The following is a 14,957-nucleotide window of genomic DNA, read 5'->3' as shown; positions in this document are numbered from 1 at the left end:
GTGCATAACAGTTCGGTCAAACTGTATTGGATTGTACATGGCCTTGGTGAACGCGTCAGTGATGTACTGAACCCAGACTTATCGAGGACTGGGCGATGGAAAAATCAACAAGCGGATGGATCAACGGCTTCATAGGCGTCGCCATCTTCGCCGGCTCGCTGCCGGCCACCCGTGTGGCAGTGACGGCCTTCGAACCGACGTTCCTGACCTGTGCCAGGGCAACGATTGCCGCTCTGTTGGGGGCGCTTTTCTTGCTTGTGCTGCGCCAGCCTCGCCCTGAACGCGGTGACCTGTGGTCATTGGCGGTAACAGCGTTGGGCGTGGTAATCGGTTTCCCGCTGCTGACGGCACTGGCCCTGCAGCATGTAACCTCTGCGCATTCCATTGTCTTTGTCGGGCTGCTGCCGCTGTGTACCGCAGGGTTTGCCGTGCTGCGGGGCGGTGAGCGACCTCGGCCACTGTTCTGGTTGTTCTCGTTGACGGGTGCCGGAATCGTCGTTGGTTATGCGCTTATGAATGGTGGGGAGGCATCGGCGCTGGGCGATTTGCTGATGATGGCGGCGGTCATCGTCTGTGGGTTGGGTTATGCCGAAGGGGCGCGGCTGTCGCGGACGTTGGGGGGTTGGCAGGTGATCAGTTGGGCGTTGCTGGTGGCGTTGCCGCTGATGCTACTACTGACAATCACTAATCTTCCGACACCAGATGCCTTCGCCAAAGTAAGCGCCCCTGCGTGGTTCAGCCTCGGCTACGTTTCACTGTTCAGCATGCTGATCGGTTTTGTGTTCTGGTACCGAGGGCTGGTCCAGGGTGGCATTGCAGCAGTGGGCCAGTTGCAACTCTTTCAGCCGTTCATGGGGCTTGGGCTGGCAGCGTTGCTGCTGCACGAACAGGTCAGCTGGATGATGCTTGTGGTGACGCTGGGGGCTGTCATCTGTGTTGCCGGGGCCAAGAAGTACGCCTTGTAGATGTCGATCCAGAAAAAAGCGAATTGGGAAGGCTTCGCCAAGCCGCAGCGCGCCTTGGGGACCTCCGTAAGCTGTTCGGACCGGGGCAGTTGCACAGCACAGGGCCAAGTTCATGGGCACGGAGGATTTTGCCCCATGGCGGTACCGCGCAGATGTTGAGAACTGCGCAGTACCTGTGGGAGCGGGTTTACCCCTACAGGCAAGCCATCAGAGGGCGGGGGACGCGGGCTCAGCGGCCTCGGCAGGCTGTGCTTGCTGTTGTACTTCAATAGGCGCAGCCTCAGCCGGCGGTGCCACTGGCTGCGAGCCCTGGCTGTCATCCAGCACCGGCGCTGCTACCGCCTCGCTGGCCGGGGCTACAGGGGCCGGGGCTGGCGCCGCATCAACCAAAGGCTCAGCAACCGGGGCCGGTGCCACCGGCGCTGCGGCGGCCGGCTCCGGCAACCCCAAGGCAGCCGCTGGCGCGTCGACCTTCGGTGCGGGCTCCTCGACCTTGGCCTTGCTCTCCTGCCTAGCCTTGGGCTTTGGCAAGTAGCTCTCAACCAAGGCGAAATAGCGATCATAGAACTGCGCCGCTGTCACAGTCTCGCTGGCCACCTTGACCATCGAGTCGTCGCTGGAGCCGATCGGCATCGATACCGACCCCAGTACACCAACGCCCAGGCTGGCGGAGGTGTTGGACTTTTTCAGGGCGTAGCGGTCCTGCAGGGCGTTGGCGAACATGGTCGAACGCTGCTCGTCGCTCACATCCGGCGCACAGGTGACGTTGAAACTGATCTGCAGGTGGTTCTCGCTGTTCTGCTGGAAACTCTTGTTGCCCACAACCTGGTTGGCACCGCTGCTGGTGATGATGTAGCCCTGGCTGAGCAAGGCGCGCCGGGCGGCCTCGCAGGAGCCGGCATCGCTCACCGGGAAGCTGCGCGAGAAGGTGCCCGAGTCATCGAAGTTCTCGTGCTCGTAGACGGCGGCTTTTTTCGAGGAACAACCGGTCACGCCCGCCAGCACCAGGGCCAGCCCGAGCGCACCAAAGACGGAGGATCTGGTCATTGCGAATTCCGGGTAAGTCAAGAAGGTGCCTATTGTGCAACACAGCAGGCAGGCACAGGAACCGCTGATCGGTGAAGAGTCTGTCAGGTTCGTGTAAATCTGGGTCAAGGGCGGCAATTGCCAGACGCAGAAACGAAAAAAGCGACCCTAAGGTCGCTTTCTCGTTGCTTCGAGACGTTCAAGGGGCCCCGAAGCGAAGATGGCGCAGCGGACGGGACTCGAACCCGCGACCCCCGGCGTGACAGGCCGGTATTCTAACCGACTGAACTACCGCTGCGTATCATTCAGGCTTGCGCCCGATTGAAACCTGGGTCTACCCTTCCGGCGCGATGGCCTCAGGACAGGCACAAAAAAAGCGATAACGTGATCGCTTCTTTTGTGTTTTCTTCAAGGTGTTCAAGGGACCTTGAAACGAAGATGGCGCAGCGGACGGGACTCGAACCCGCGACCCCCGGCGTGACAGGCCGGTATTCTAACCGACTGAACTACCGCTGCGTATCGTTCAGGCTTTCGCCCGATTGAAACTGGGATCAGCCCAAGGCGTTTACCTTGTGGCTTCAGACCGGTGCCAGGCACCCATCTGATACTGAAAAATGGCGCAGCGGACGGGACTCGAACCCGCGACCCCCGGCGTGACAGGCCGGTATTCTAACCGACTGAACTACCGCTGCGCAGTGCGTTCCTCTCTGGCTATCGGTTTCTTGCGAAACCTGAAGCACCAGGAACATCTCAGGAAGTGGTGGGTGATGACGGGATCGAACCGCCGACCCTCTGCTTGTAAGGCAGATGCTCTCCCGGCTGAGCTAATCACCCTCGCGATGTTGCTTGTTGCGTTTGCTTCGCTGAGGCCGCGAAATTTACGCAGGTGGCGAAGCTAAGTCAATAGCCCCATTGAATTTTTTTCAGAAAGGAGCAAAAAGCGGTTTACCTGTCTGCGGCTGTCGATAGCCTGTACTGGCCTCTTCGCGGGCACGCCCGCTCCCACAGGATCTCCACAGATGCTGGCATGTGAGAAATACCTGTGGGAGCGGGCGTACCCGCGAAGAGGCCGGTACAGGATATGCAGAATGCTCAGGTGTAGATCATCTTGCGGGTCATGCCGCCATCGACCACGAACTCCTGGCCGGTGACGAACGCCGCTTGCCGAGACAACAGCCAGGCAACCATGGCCGCCACGTCTTCCACCGTCCCTACCCTGCCCGTCGGGTGCTGGGCATGGTCCGCCTCGGTCAACGGCTCGGCACGGCGCTGCGACGGATCACGGGCATCGATCCAGCCCGGGCTCACCGCATTGACGCGAATCTCCGGACCCAGGCTCATGGCCAAGGCATGGGTCAAGGCCACCAGCCCGCCCTTGCTCGCTGCGTAGGCCTCGGTATCGGGTTCGGATTGCCGCGCCCGGGTGGACGTGAGATTGACGATCGCCCCATTGTGCGCACGCAGGTACGGCGCACAATGCTTGGCCAGCAGCATCGGGCCGTTGAGGTTGACCGCCAGCACCCGGTTCCACTGCGCCAGGCTCAGGCTTTCCAGGGTCTGGTTGTGCGGGTTGGCGATGGCCGCATTGCACACCAGCGCGTCCAGGCGACCAAACTGTCCCAGCACCTCCGACACCCCGGCGCTGACCTGGGCCTCGTCGGCAACGTCCATGGTGATGAACCAGGCATTGTCACCCAGCGCCTTGGCCGCCTTTGCGCCGCGCTGGCGGTCGAGGTCGCTGAGCACCACCTGCCAGCCTTCGCAGATCAACCAGGCGGCAATACCCAGGCCGATGCCGCGTGCGGCACCGGTCACCAGGGCTACCCGGCCGTTATGGCCGGGCGTACCGCCGCGGATTTCAATCACAGTGCCGCCAACCCGCGCGCCAGGTCGGCCTGCAGGTCGGCCACATCTTCCAGGCCCACGGCAACCCGGATCAGGCTGTCGCGGATACCCGCGGCTTCACGCTCCTGCGGCGTCAGGCGACCGTGGGAGGTGGTGGCCGGGTGGGCGATGGTGGTCTTGCTGTCACCCAGGTTGGTGGTGATGGAAATCACCCGGGTAGCGTCGATGAAGCGCCAGGCGCCTTCTTTGCCACCCTTGACCTCGAAGCTGACCACCGCACCGAAGCCACTCATCTGGCGCTTGGCCAGTTCGTGCTGCGGGTGGCTCGGCAGGCCGGCGTAATGCACCTTCTCCACGCCCTCCTGCTGCTCCAGCCATTCGGCCAGCAGCTGGGCGCTTTCGCAGTGCGCACGCATGCGCAGGCGCAGGGTTTCCAGGCCCTTGGTGAAGATCCAGGCGTTGAACGGGCTGAGGGTGGGGCCTGCGGTACGCAGGAAGCCCACCACTTCTTTCATCTGCTCGGCACGGCCGGCAACCACGCCACCCATGCAGCGGCCCTGGCCGTCGATGAACTTGGTGGCCGAGTGGAACACGATGTCGGCACCCAGCTTCAGCGGCTGCTGCAGCGCCGGGGTGCTGAAGCAGTTGTCCACCACCAGCATGGCGCCGTGGGCATGGGCGATTTCGCTGAGCGCGGTGATATCGACCAGTTCTGCCAGCGGGTTGGACGGCGATTCGACGATCAGCAGCTTGGTATTGGCCTTGATGGCCTTTTCCCAGCCGGCGAGGTCGACCAGTGGCACGTAGTCCACCTGCACGCCAAAGCGCTTGAAGTACTTCTCGAACAGGCTGATGGTCGAGCCGAACACACTCTGCGACACCAGCACATGGTCACCGGCACTGCACAGCGACATCACCACGGCGAGGATCGCCGCCATGCCGGTGGAGGTGCCCACAGCCTGCTCGGCGCCTTCCATGGCCGCCAGGCGCTCCTCGAAGGCACGCACCGACGGGTTGGTGTAGCGCGAATAGACGTTGCCCGGCGTTTCGCCGGCAAAGCGCGCGGCCGCATCGGCAGCCGTGCGGAACACATAGCTGGAGGTCAGGAACAGCGCTTCGCTGTGCTCGGCCTCCGGTGTACGGTTTTGACCGGCGCGCACCGCCAGGGTGTCGAAACCGACACCCTCGAGGTCACTGTCCAGTCGTCCGGCATCCCATTGATCCGTCATGCCGTCGCTCCCGAAATCAGTTGTTGTAGAGGTCGATGATCGCACTGACCGCCTGGTTCTTGGCCTTGGCCAGGTCGTTACGAGCCTGCTCGATGCGGTCGAGGTAGGCTTCGTCGATATCGCCAGTGACATACTCACCGTTGAACACCGCACAATCGAACTGATCGATCTTGATCTTGCCGCCACCGACCGAGTCGATCAGGTCCGGCAGGTCCTGGTAGACCAGCCAGTCGGCGCCAATCAACTCGGCCACCTGTTCGGTGGTACGGTTGTGGGCGATCAGTTCGTGAACACTCGGCATGTCGATGCCGTAGACGTTGGGGTAGCGCACGGCAGGGGCTGCGGAGCAGAAGTAGACGTTCTTGGCGCCGGCTTCGCGGGCCATCTGGATGATCTGCTTGCAGGTGGTGCCGCGCACGATCGAGTCGTCCACCAGCATCACGTTCTTGCCGCGGAACTCCAGTTCGATGGCATTGAGCTTCTGGCGTACCGATTTCTTGCGCGCGGCCTGGCCTGGCATGATGAAGGTACGGCCGATGTAGCGGTTCTTGACGAAACCTTCGCGGAACTTCACGCCCAGACGATTGGCCAGCTCCAGGGCCGCGGTGCGGCTGGTGTCCGGGATCGGGATGACCACGTCGATGTCATGCTCGGGACGTTCGCGCATGATCTTGTCGGCCAGTTTTTCACCCATGCGCAGACGGGCCTTGTACACCGACACGCCATCCATGATCGAGTCCGGACGGGCCAGGTAGACATGCTCGAAGATGCACGGCTGCAGCTTTGGTGCTTCGGCGCACTGCTTGGTGTACAGCTGGCCTTCTTCGGTGATGTACACCGCTTCGCCCGGCGCCAGGTCGCGGATCAGGGTGAAGCCGAGCACGTCCAGGGCCACGCTTTCCGAAGCGATCATGTATTCCACGCCTTCGTCGGTGTGACGCTGGCCGAACACCACCGGGCGGATGCCGTTGGGGTCACGGAAGCCGACGATGCCGTAGCCGGTGATCATCGCCACCACGGCGTAACCGCCGACGCAGCGGCTGTGCACGTGGGAAACCGCGGCGAACACGTCTTCTTCGGTCGGCTGCAGCTTGCCACGCACCGCCAGCTCATGGGCGAACACGTTCAGAAGTACTTCCGAGTCGGAGTTGGTGTTGACGTGGCGCAGGTCGGACTCGTAGATTTCCTTGGCCAGCTGCTCGACGTTGGTCAGGTTGCCGTTGTGTGCCAGGGTGATGCCATACGGCGAGTTGACGTAGAACGGCTGCGCCTCGGCCGAGGTCGAGCTGCCCGCCGTCGGGTAGCGCACGTGGCCAATACCGATGCTGCCGACCAGGCGCTGCATGTGGCGCTGCTGGAACACGTCGCGCACCAGGCCATTATCCTTGCGCAGGAACAACCGGCCGTCATGGCTGGTCACGATACCGGCAGCGTCCTGGCCGCGGTGCTGGAGGACCGTAAGCGCGTCATACAGCGCCTGATTGACGTTCGACTTACCGACGATACCGACGATGCCACACATGCGACGCAACCCCTACTTTGACGAAACTTGAGTGAATAGTGCTCAGGGCTTTGCCGGCCCGAGCAACTGTTCCTTGAACGGAAGATCAGCTGGAGTGCCGATCAGCCCACTAGGTGTCCACTGGCCGGTAAAACCCAGGATCAGGTTTTTCGACCAGTCGGCGACCAAGAGAAATTGTGGTATCAGGCGTGATTCCTGCCACCAGGTATCTTGTTGAACCGGCCCCAGGCTGATCAGCCCGATGGCCACCACCACCAGCAAGGCCCCGCGCGCGGCGCCGAAGGCCATGCCCAGGAAACGATCGGTGCCGGACAGCCCGGTCACGCGAATCAGCTCGCCGATGAGGAAGTTGATCATGGCCCCCACCAGCAAGGTGGCGACGAAAAGAATGGCGCAGCCGGCGATGACGCGCATCGACGGCGTCTGGATGTAGCTTTCAAGATACACCGAGAGCGAACCGCCGAACATCCAGGCAACCGCACCGGCAATGATCCAGATGAGCAAGGACAAGGCTTCCTTGACGAAGCCGCGCTTGAGACTGATCAGTGTGGAGACGGCGATGATCGCGATGATCGCCCAATCAACCAAGGTAAATGCCACGGTGCTGCCTGCAGACGTTTGAGGCGGCGCATTTTAACAGAGCGGCGGGCTGGGAGTAAGCGGAATGTCGGGTGGATTAGCATGCGCACTTCTGTAGGAGCGGCCTTGTGTCGCGATCGGGCCGCACAGCGGCCCCAAGGGTCTCGGACACAGCCAAAATCGTTGGGGCCGCCATGCGGCCCGATCGCGACACAAGGCCGCTCCTACAAGGGCCCGAGTCAGCCAGACTCAGCTGCGCTCAGGCTGGAAGCGCACCACGAAGCCCTTGAGGCTGTTCTGGCGGTTGATGGCGTCGCGCACGCGCTCGGCCTCGGCCCGCTCGATCAGCGGCCCCACGTACACGCGGTTCATGCCACCCGCCGAGCGGATATAGGCGTTGTAACCCTGGCTACGCAAGGTTTGCTGCAGCTTTTCGGCCCCGGCACGGTTGGACAGGCTGGCCAACTGGATCGACCAGCTGACCGGCAGGCCATTGACGTCGATCTTCGATGGCGCCGTCGGCGCGGCCGGCTTGGCTGCCGGCTGAGGCTCGACCTTGGCCACAGGCGCCTGCGGCTTGGCAGGCTGAGGCGGGGGCTGCACCTGCACTTGAGGCTGGGTCTGCGGTGACGGTGTAATCGGCTGGCTGGGCGTGCTCGCCGGCGCGGTGGACTCGTCCACCACCACCGGTGGCTGTTGCGGCTCTTGCGCAATGGCCTGCGGCTCCGGCACGGCGACCGGCTCCACCTTCACTTCCGGCAGGCTTGGCATGGCCGGCGCCTGCGGGGCATCGACGCGCACCTGACGCATCTCGTCCTCGCGGGTGAACAGCATCGGCAGGAAAATCACCGCCAGCGCCACCAGCACCAACGCACCCACCATGCGCTGTTTCATCCCTTTATCCAGCACTGCCATCTACTCCACCCTCCTGGGCGTGCCGCTCCAGCCATTCCAGTGCCTGGGCAACACAGAAAAACGAACCGAACAGCAAGATCTGGTCATCCGCCGTTGCCTGCGCGCATTGCCCTTCAAGGGCAGCATCGACGCTGGCATAAGACTTCACCGCGGCGCCGACGTTCGTCAAGGCCGTGGCCAGCTCCGCAGCCGGGCGGCTGCGCGGGGTATCCAGTGGCGCCACTGCCCAGTCGTCGACCAGCCCCTGCAGCGGCGCGACAACACCGTCCAGGTCCTTGTCGGCGAGCAGGCCGAACACCGCCAGGCGGCGCCCCTTCAGCGGCCGGGCCGCCAGGCGCCGGGCCAGGTACCCCGCGGCGTGCGGGTTGTGCCCGACATCCAGCAACAGTTCCACCGGCTTGCCCTGCCAGCTCAGCTGGCGACGGTCGAGGCGACCCGTGATGCGGGTATCCAGCAGCGCCTGGCGAATCTGCCCGGCGTCCCAGGGCAGACCCATCAGCAGGTAGGCCTGCAGGGCCAGCGTGGCGTTTTCCATGGGCAGGTCGAGCAAAGGCAGGCCAAGCAGCTCTACCGGCGCTCCATCAGCCGCAGTACCCCGCCAGTTCCAGCTGCCATCGGCAATGGCCAGGTCGAAGTCACGACCACGCAGGAACAGCGGCGCAGCCAGTTCGGCGGCCTTGTCCAGCAGCGGCTGAGGCGGATCCAGGTCACCGCACAGTGCCGGCTTGCCCTGACGGAAGATGCCTGCCTTCTCGAAGGCCACCAGCTCGCGGGTATCACCCAGGTAATCGACATGATCGACGCCGATGCTGGTCACCAGGGCCAAGTCGGCATCCACCACGTTCACGGTGTCCAGGCGGCCACCAAGCCCCACTTCCAGTACCACGGCATCCAGCTGCGACTGGTAGAACAACCAGAACGCGGCCAGAGTGCCCATCTCGAAGTAGGTCAGGGAAATTTCGCCCCGCGCCGCCTCGACGGCGGCGAAGGCTTCGCACAGGCGCTCATCGCTGGCCTCTTGGCCATCGATCAGCACCCGCTCGTTGTAACGCAACAGGTGCGGCGAGCTGTACACGCCAACCTTCAACCCCTGGGCACGCAGCAGCGAGGCCACAAAGGCACAGGTCGAGCCCTTGCCGTTGGTGCCGGTCACCGTTACCACACGTGGCGCCAGCTTGCCCAGCGCCAGCCGGGCAAGCACCTTCTGCGACCGCTCAAGGCCCATGTCGATGGCCGAGGGGTGCAACTGCTCGAGGTAGGCGAGCCATTCGCCCAGGGATCGTTGTTTCATCACGCGACGGCAGCCGCCTCACGCGCTTGCTCCGGGGTTTCCTGGCCGGTCATCTGCGCCAGCAGGCGGGCCAGACGCGGGCGCAGCTCGCCACGAGAGATGATCAGGTCGATGGCGCCGTGCTCCAGCAGGAACTCACTGCGCTGGAAGCCTTCCGGCAGCTTCTCGCGCACGGTCTGCTCGATCACGCGCGGGCCGGCGAAGCCGATCAGTGCCTTCGGCTCGCCGACGATCACGTCACCGAGCATGGCCAGGCTGGCGGAGACACCACCGTACACAGGGTCGGTCAGTACCGAGATGAACGGGATGCCCTCTTCGCGCAGGCGCGCCAGCACGGCCGAGGTCTTGGCCATCTGCATCAGCGAGATCAGCGCTTCCTGCATGCGTGCACCGCCCGAGGCGGAGAAGCAGACCATCGGGCAGCGGTGCTCCAGGGCATAGTTGGCCGCGCGCACGAAGCGCTCGCCGACGATGGCACCCATGGAGCCGCCCATGAACGAGAACTCGAAGGCGCTGACCACGATCGGCATGCCCATCAGGGTGCCGCTCATGGAGATCAGGGCGTCCTTCTCGCCGGTTTGCTTCTGCGCGCCAGCCAGGCGGTCCTTGTACTTCTTGCCATCACGGAACTTCAGGCGATCGACCGGCTCCAGGTCGGCGCCCAGTTCGGCACGGCCATCGGCGTCGAGGAAGATGTCGATGCGCGCACGTGCGCCGATGCGCATGTGGTGGTTGCACTTGGGGCAGACATCCAGGGTCTTTTCCAGCTCCGGACGATACAGCACGGCCTCGCAGGCCGGGCATTTGTGCCAAAGGCCTTCAGGCACCGAGCTCTTCTTCACCTCGGAACGCATGATCGAAGGGATCAGTTTGTCGACTAACCAGTTGCTCATGCTTTCTTTCTCCAGTATTGGCAGGCGTGGTCCGGTGTCGCCGGCCCTACCCTGCCCTTGAGCTCAAAATCTTTTATGAAACGATGATGGACCGGCCGCCGGGACTACCAGCGCGCCACCCCACCGCTAATGTGTTGTGTTGCCGCCACAGGCGCAGGCGGCTGCCCCGCAGGGCTGCGAAAGCTATGGACGATGGCGCGCAGCCAGCCGTCACATCTGCCATCACGCCTGTTTCACCGCACGCATGAAGGCCTCGATCTTCGCCGCATCCTTGATGCCCTTGGCTTGCTCCACGCCGCCACTGACATCCACCGCGTACGGCCGTACCTGGGCGATGGCCTGGCCGACATTGTCGGCAGACAGCCCGCCCGCCAGAATGATCGGCTTGCTCAGGCGCGCAGGCACCAGCGACCAGTCGAACGCTTCACCGGTGCCTCCGGGTACGCCCGGCACGTAGGTGTCCAGCAGAATGCCGCGGGCACCAGCGTAAAGCCGGCAGGCCGCCTCCAGGTCGTCGCCCGGGCGTACGCGCAGGGCCTTGATCCAGGGGCGGTGGTAGCCTTCGCAGTCCTGTGGGGTTTCGTCGCCGTGGAACTGTAGCAGGTCCAGCGGAACCACTTCGAGAATCTCGTTCAGCTCGCAGCGCGAAGCATTGACGAACAAACCGACCGTGGTCACGAACGGCGGCAGCTCGGCAATGATCGCCCGCGCCTGGCGCACGTCCACGGCGCGCGGGCTCTTGGCATAGAAGACGAAGCCGATGGCATCGGCCCCCGCTTCGGCAGCGGCCAGTGCGTCTTCGATGCGGGTAATCCCGCAGATCTTGCTGCGAACATTGCTCATGGACAGCGAACCCTGCTTGTTACGGTGAAAGGCCGGATGTTAGCAAATGACTTTTCGCCCGTCAGTCTGCCAATGCTTCGTAACCGGTCAAAAAGTGTGGACCGATGTAACGCTTGGGCAGCGCGTACTCCTCGGGGTACTCCACCTGCACCAGGTAGAGGCCGTATGGGTGCGCCGTGACCCCACCTTCGCGGCGGTTGCGCCCTTCCAGCACCTCACGCGCCCAGGTGACCGGGCGCTCTCCGGCACCGATGGTCATCAGTACACCGGCAATGTTACGCACCATGTGGTGCAGGAAAGCCGTGGCGCGCACGTCCAGCACGATCATCTGGCCATGGCGGGTGACGCGCAGATGGTAGATGTGCTTGATCGGCGACTTGGCCTGGCACTGGCTGGCGCGGAAGGCACTGAAGTCATGGGTACCAAGCAGGTACTGCGCGGCTTCGGCCATGCGTTCGACATCCAGCGGGCGGTGGTTCCAGGTGACTTCCTCGGCCAGATGGGCCGGGCGGATCGGGTCGTTGTAGATGACGTAGCGGTAACGCCGGGCGCAGGCCTTGAAGCGGGCATGGAAGTCGGCCGGCATCGGCCGCGACCAGACCACGCTGATGTCATGGGGCAGGTTGAAGTTGGTGCCCATGGTCCAGGCGCGCTCATCGCGCACGGCGCGGGTGTCGAAGTGCACGATCTGCCCGCAGCCATGCACACCGGCGTCGGTGCGCCCGGCGCAGATTACCGAGATGGGCTCGTTGGCCACCTTGGACAGCGCCTGCTCCAGGGCCTGCTGGACACTGGGCACGCCACTGGCCTGGCGCTGCCAGCCACGGTAGCGCGCGCCTTTGTATTCCACGCCCAGGGCGATGCGGGAGTAGCCTTCGGCCGCGGACTCGGCGGCGGCGGTGTCGATGATGTCCAAGAGCATGAAACCTGTGGGGGGGTGTACGGAATGGCGGGGATTATAACGACAACGGCAGCCGTGTAGGGCTGCCGTTGAATATGCACCGCATTTGAGGGCCTCTTCGCGGGCTCGCCCGCTCCCACAGGTTACTCACAAGGTCGAAAATCTGTGGAGATCCTGTGGGAGCGGGCAAGCCCGCGAAGAGGCCGGCCCTGCTTACATCAGACCAACCGGGAGAGCATGTCCTCGGCCTCCTGACGCTGGCTGTCGTCGCCATCCTTGACCACTTCATCGAGAATGTCGCGTGCGCCCTGGTTGTCGCCCATGTCGATATAGGCCCGGGCCAGGTCTAGCTTGGTGGCCACTTCGTCGCTTCCGGAGAAGAAGTCGAAGTCCAGGTCGTCCAGTGGCTCGGGCTCGGGCTGGGCAGCCGCATCCTCGCTGGTGAAATGCGGCTCCAGCGACGGCGACTCAAGGCTCTGCGACAGCTTGTCCAGCTCAGCGTTGACGTCGTCCAGCTCCGAGGTAAAGCTCTTGGCTGCCGGCGAATCGTCTTCCAGCGACAGCGAAAGATCGAAGTCGGATGGCAGATCGAACTCGGAAAGCGGGTCGAACGCTGGCTCGCTGTCGAAGGCAGCCAACTCGGCGGCGACATCTACCGGGGTTTCGTCGACCGCAGCCGGGGCTGCCGGGGCAACCGGCTCGCTGATGTCGAGGTCGAAGTCGGAAAGGTCCACAGCGGGCTGTGGCTCGGCCTGTGCCAGCATGGCCTCGAATTCGGCGTCAGCGTCGGCCTGTAGCTCGGCGTCCACCGCAAACGGCTCGTCTTCCGGCTGAACCGATTCCAGTACAGGTTCATCCAGTACCGGCTCTTCGACTACAGGTTGCTTGGCCACAGATTCGTCCAGCAGCGGCGCTGCCAGCGGGTCTTGCTCAGGCAGGTCGTCACCCAGGCTCAGGTCGAAGGCACTGTCCAGGTCCTGCTCGTCCAGGCCCGGCGCATCGAGGGTCGGCACTTCATCGAAGGCATCCAGCTCAGCATCCAGATCAACTTCGGGTTCGAGCGCTGCTTCAGGTTCCGCCAGGGCAACAGCCTCTGGTTCAATCGCCACCTCTGGCTCGACCGCCGGCACTTCCTCCGGCGCCACATCGGCAACCACTGGCGTATCAGGCTGATCCTGCAACAGCTCCTGCACGTACTGCTCATCCATCTCGGCAGCCAGGGCCGCCGCGCCCAGGCCGGCAGCGGCCAGGCCGAGCATGGCCGGGTAGCGCTCTTTCAGCCCGGCAACCGCTTCACTGTTCTGCTCACTGGCCGGCAACTTGCGCTCCTGCTCGACGAACGCGCTCTGGTCACCCTGGCGGGCGTACACATCCATCAGTTTCAGGCGCAGGTCGTCACGCTGCGGCGCGGCGGCCACGGCAGGTTCCAACAGGTCGGTAGCGCGGTTCAGGCGGCCTTCGGCCACGCATTGCTCGACTTCCGCCAGCAGCGCGGCATGGGGGTCGGCTTGCGGTTCAGGTTGCGCTTCGGAGGCGGGTGCCGCCGTTTTTTCCGCGGCGGTGGCGGCGGCAGCCGAAGCGGCGACCACGGCCGGCGACAGGGTCACGCTCGGCGCCGAGACTTCTACGCCATCGAAGCTTGCGCTATCGCTGTCAAAGCCTGCGCCCTGCTCTTCTTCCAGCGCCCGCGCCATGCGCAGGTGCTTTTCAGCCTCCTGCTGGGCCTTGCGCTTGCGCGCCAGCAACAGCAGCAGAAGCAACAGTACCAGGAAGGCACTACCGGCAATCAGCCCGAGCAGCAGCGGGTTGCCCATGATTTCGTCGACGACGCTACCTGGCTGGCCGGCGGCAGGTGCAGCTTCGGCGGCAGACACCGGTTTGGGTGAGGTATCGACAGCGTCAGGCGCAGGCTTAACGATCGGTTCGGCCGGTGCAGCCGCCCCCTGCGCTTCAAGGCGGGCCAGCTGGTTGTTCTTCAACTCGATCAGACGCTGCAGCTTGTCCAGCTGGCTCTGCAGGTCGGCCATGCGGCTCTTGAGCTCTTCGTTGTCGCGTCGACTGGTGTCCAGGCTTTCCTGGGCCACCGCCAGCTTGTCATTGAGGGCCTTGGCCTGGCCAGCACCGGCCTGGTTGCCCGGGCTGACCAGGCGCAGGTTGTCGCCCTGGGCGATACGCGCCGGAGCTGCCTCGGCGGCACCGCGGCGAGTGGCGTCCAGCTGGCGGGCACGCGGGCCCAGGCGACGGCCTTCACGCCAGGCAGCATACTGTTCGGCCACCTCGGCGGTCGCCTCGCCCTGCGGGATGTTCTGGATCTGCTGCTGGTCGGGCAGGCGCAACACCTGGCCAACCTTCAGCTGGTTGATGTTGTTGCCGATGAACGCGTCCGGGTTCAGGGCCTGAATCGCGATCATGGTCTGCTGGATCGAGCCGCCCTGGGTATTGCGCGCGGCAATCTGCCACAGGGTGTCCCGGCGCTGGGTGGTATAGCTGCCGGCAGCGGTCACCGCTGGCGCGACATTGCCTGCCGCAGGCTTGTCGCCCTGGGCCTTGGCCTGGTCGAGCAGCACGCTGTAGTCACGCAGCAGGCGGCCCTGCGGCCACATCACCTGGACCAGGAACTTTACCACCGGCTCCGGTAGCGGCTGGCTGGAGGTAACACGCAGCACGCTCTTGCCGTTGGGGTTGATCACCGGTGTGAAGGTTAGGTCTTCGAGGTAGGTTGGGAATGCCACCCCGGCCTTGCTGAAATCTTCCGGCGGCGCCAGGCTCGGTGCCACTTCGGCAGCGGTGAGGTCGCGCACGTCGAGCAGTTCGATCTCGGCGTCCAGGGGCTGGTTCTGTGCCGATTTGAGGGTCAGTTCCCCCAGGCCCAGGGCATTCGCCATGCCCGACGACAGCGCCGATGCTGCAGCCATGGCCAGAACCAGTTTGCGAATTCGAAGCATGAC

General features: G+C 64.0%; 12 protein-coding genes and 4 tRNA genes. 1 reads left to right on the top strand and 15 read right to left on the bottom strand.

The features are described 5' to 3' along the window. Positions 1-95: 95 nt before the first annotated feature. Positions 96-965 (top strand): DMT family transporter, encoded by an 870-nt coding sequence (locus tag AC2T3R_RS07620; RefSeq protein ID WP_013971616.1) that lies wholly within the window; start codon positions 96-98, stop codon positions 963-965. A 207-nt stretch (positions 966-1,172) separates the two neighbouring features. On the opposite strand, the gene AC2T3R_RS07615 is transcribed toward AC2T3R_RS07620, so the two are convergent. The 15 genes from AC2T3R_RS07615 to AC2T3R_RS07545 form a co-directional block, all read right to left on the bottom strand. After that, positions 1,173-2,012 carry a DUF2242 domain-containing protein gene (locus AC2T3R_RS07615; RefSeq protein WP_410953180.1) on the bottom strand — a complete coding sequence of 280 codons (840 nt, stop codon included), beginning with the start codon at positions 2,010-2,012 and terminating at the stop codon, positions 1,173-1,175. Between the two features lie 200 nt (positions 2,013-2,212). Next, positions 2,213-2,289: transfer RNA gene (locus AC2T3R_RS07610), tRNA-Asp, on the bottom strand. Between the two features lie 141 nt (positions 2,290-2,430). After that, positions 2,431-2,507: transfer RNA gene (locus AC2T3R_RS07605), tRNA-Asp, on the bottom strand. Positions 2,508-2,606: 99 nt separating this feature from the next. Continuing rightward, positions 2,607-2,683, bottom strand: a tRNA-Asp gene (locus AC2T3R_RS07600). A 66-nt stretch (positions 2,684-2,749) separates the two neighbouring features. Further along, positions 2,750-2,825: transfer RNA gene (locus tag AC2T3R_RS07595), tRNA-Val, on the bottom strand. 258 nt (positions 2,826-3,083) lie between these two features. Beyond that, positions 3,084-3,857, bottom strand: coding sequence for an SDR family oxidoreductase (locus AC2T3R_RS07590; protein WP_013971614.1), 774 nt, complete (start codon positions 3,855-3,857; stop codon positions 3,084-3,086). After that, positions 3,854-5,065: an O-succinylhomoserine sulfhydrylase gene (locus tag AC2T3R_RS07585; RefSeq protein WP_003258500.1), complete on the bottom strand. Its 1,212-nt coding sequence runs from the start codon at positions 5,063-5,065 to the stop codon at positions 3,854-3,856. Before AC2T3R_RS07585 ends, AC2T3R_RS07590 begins: the two co-directional genes overlap by 4 nt. Positions 5,066-5,081: 16 nt before the next feature. Continuing rightward, positions 5,082-6,587: an amidophosphoribosyltransferase gene (purF, locus tag AC2T3R_RS07580; RefSeq protein WP_013971613.1), complete on the bottom strand. Its 1,506-nt coding sequence runs from the start codon at positions 6,585-6,587 to the stop codon at positions 5,082-5,084. Between the two features lie 42 nt (positions 6,588-6,629). After that, positions 6,630-7,187, bottom strand: coding sequence for a CvpA family protein (locus AC2T3R_RS07575; protein WP_013971612.1), 558 nt, complete (start codon positions 7,185-7,187; stop codon positions 6,630-6,632). Between the two features lie 228 nt (positions 7,188-7,415). After that, positions 7,416-8,081 (bottom strand): SPOR domain-containing protein, encoded by a 666-nt coding sequence (locus AC2T3R_RS07570; protein WP_410953321.1) that lies wholly within the window; start codon positions 8,079-8,081, stop codon positions 7,416-7,418. Further along, complete coding sequence (gene folC, locus AC2T3R_RS07565; RefSeq protein ID WP_410953322.1) at positions 8,065-9,372, bottom strand: bifunctional tetrahydrofolate synthase/dihydrofolate synthase; 1,308 nt, start codon at positions 9,370-9,372, stop codon at positions 8,065-8,067. Before folC ends, AC2T3R_RS07570 begins: the two co-directional genes overlap by 17 nt. Beyond that, entirely contained in the window at positions 9,372-10,265 is an 894-nt protein-coding gene (accD, locus tag AC2T3R_RS07560) for an acetyl-CoA carboxylase, carboxyltransferase subunit beta (protein ID WP_013971609.1), read from the bottom strand. Before accD ends, folC begins: the two co-directional genes overlap by 1 nt. Positions 10,266-10,487: 222 nt before the next feature. Beyond that, positions 10,488-11,108, bottom strand: a complete 621-nt coding sequence (locus tag AC2T3R_RS07555; protein WP_013971608.1) for a phosphoribosylanthranilate isomerase — start codon at positions 11,106-11,108, stop codon at positions 10,488-10,490. 61 nt (positions 11,109-11,169) lie between these two features. Next, positions 11,170-12,030, bottom strand: coding sequence for a tRNA pseudouridine(38-40) synthase TruA (gene truA, locus AC2T3R_RS07550; RefSeq protein WP_025338241.1), 861 nt, complete (start codon positions 12,028-12,030; stop codon positions 11,170-11,172). A 197-nt stretch (positions 12,031-12,227) separates the two neighbouring features. Next, on the bottom strand, positions 12,228-14,954 hold the full coding sequence (locus tag AC2T3R_RS07545) for a motility hub landmark protein FimV (RefSeq protein ID WP_486744866.1): 2,727 nt from the start codon (positions 14,952-14,954) through the stop codon (positions 12,228-12,230). Between the last annotated feature and the right edge of the window lie 3 nt (positions 14,955-14,957).

It is taken from the genome of Pseudomonas sp. PVC-5-1, from assembly GCF_057444345.1.
The sequence above is the reverse complement of the archived record's forward strand: the minus strand, read 5'-3'. Positions and strand labels throughout refer to the sequence as shown.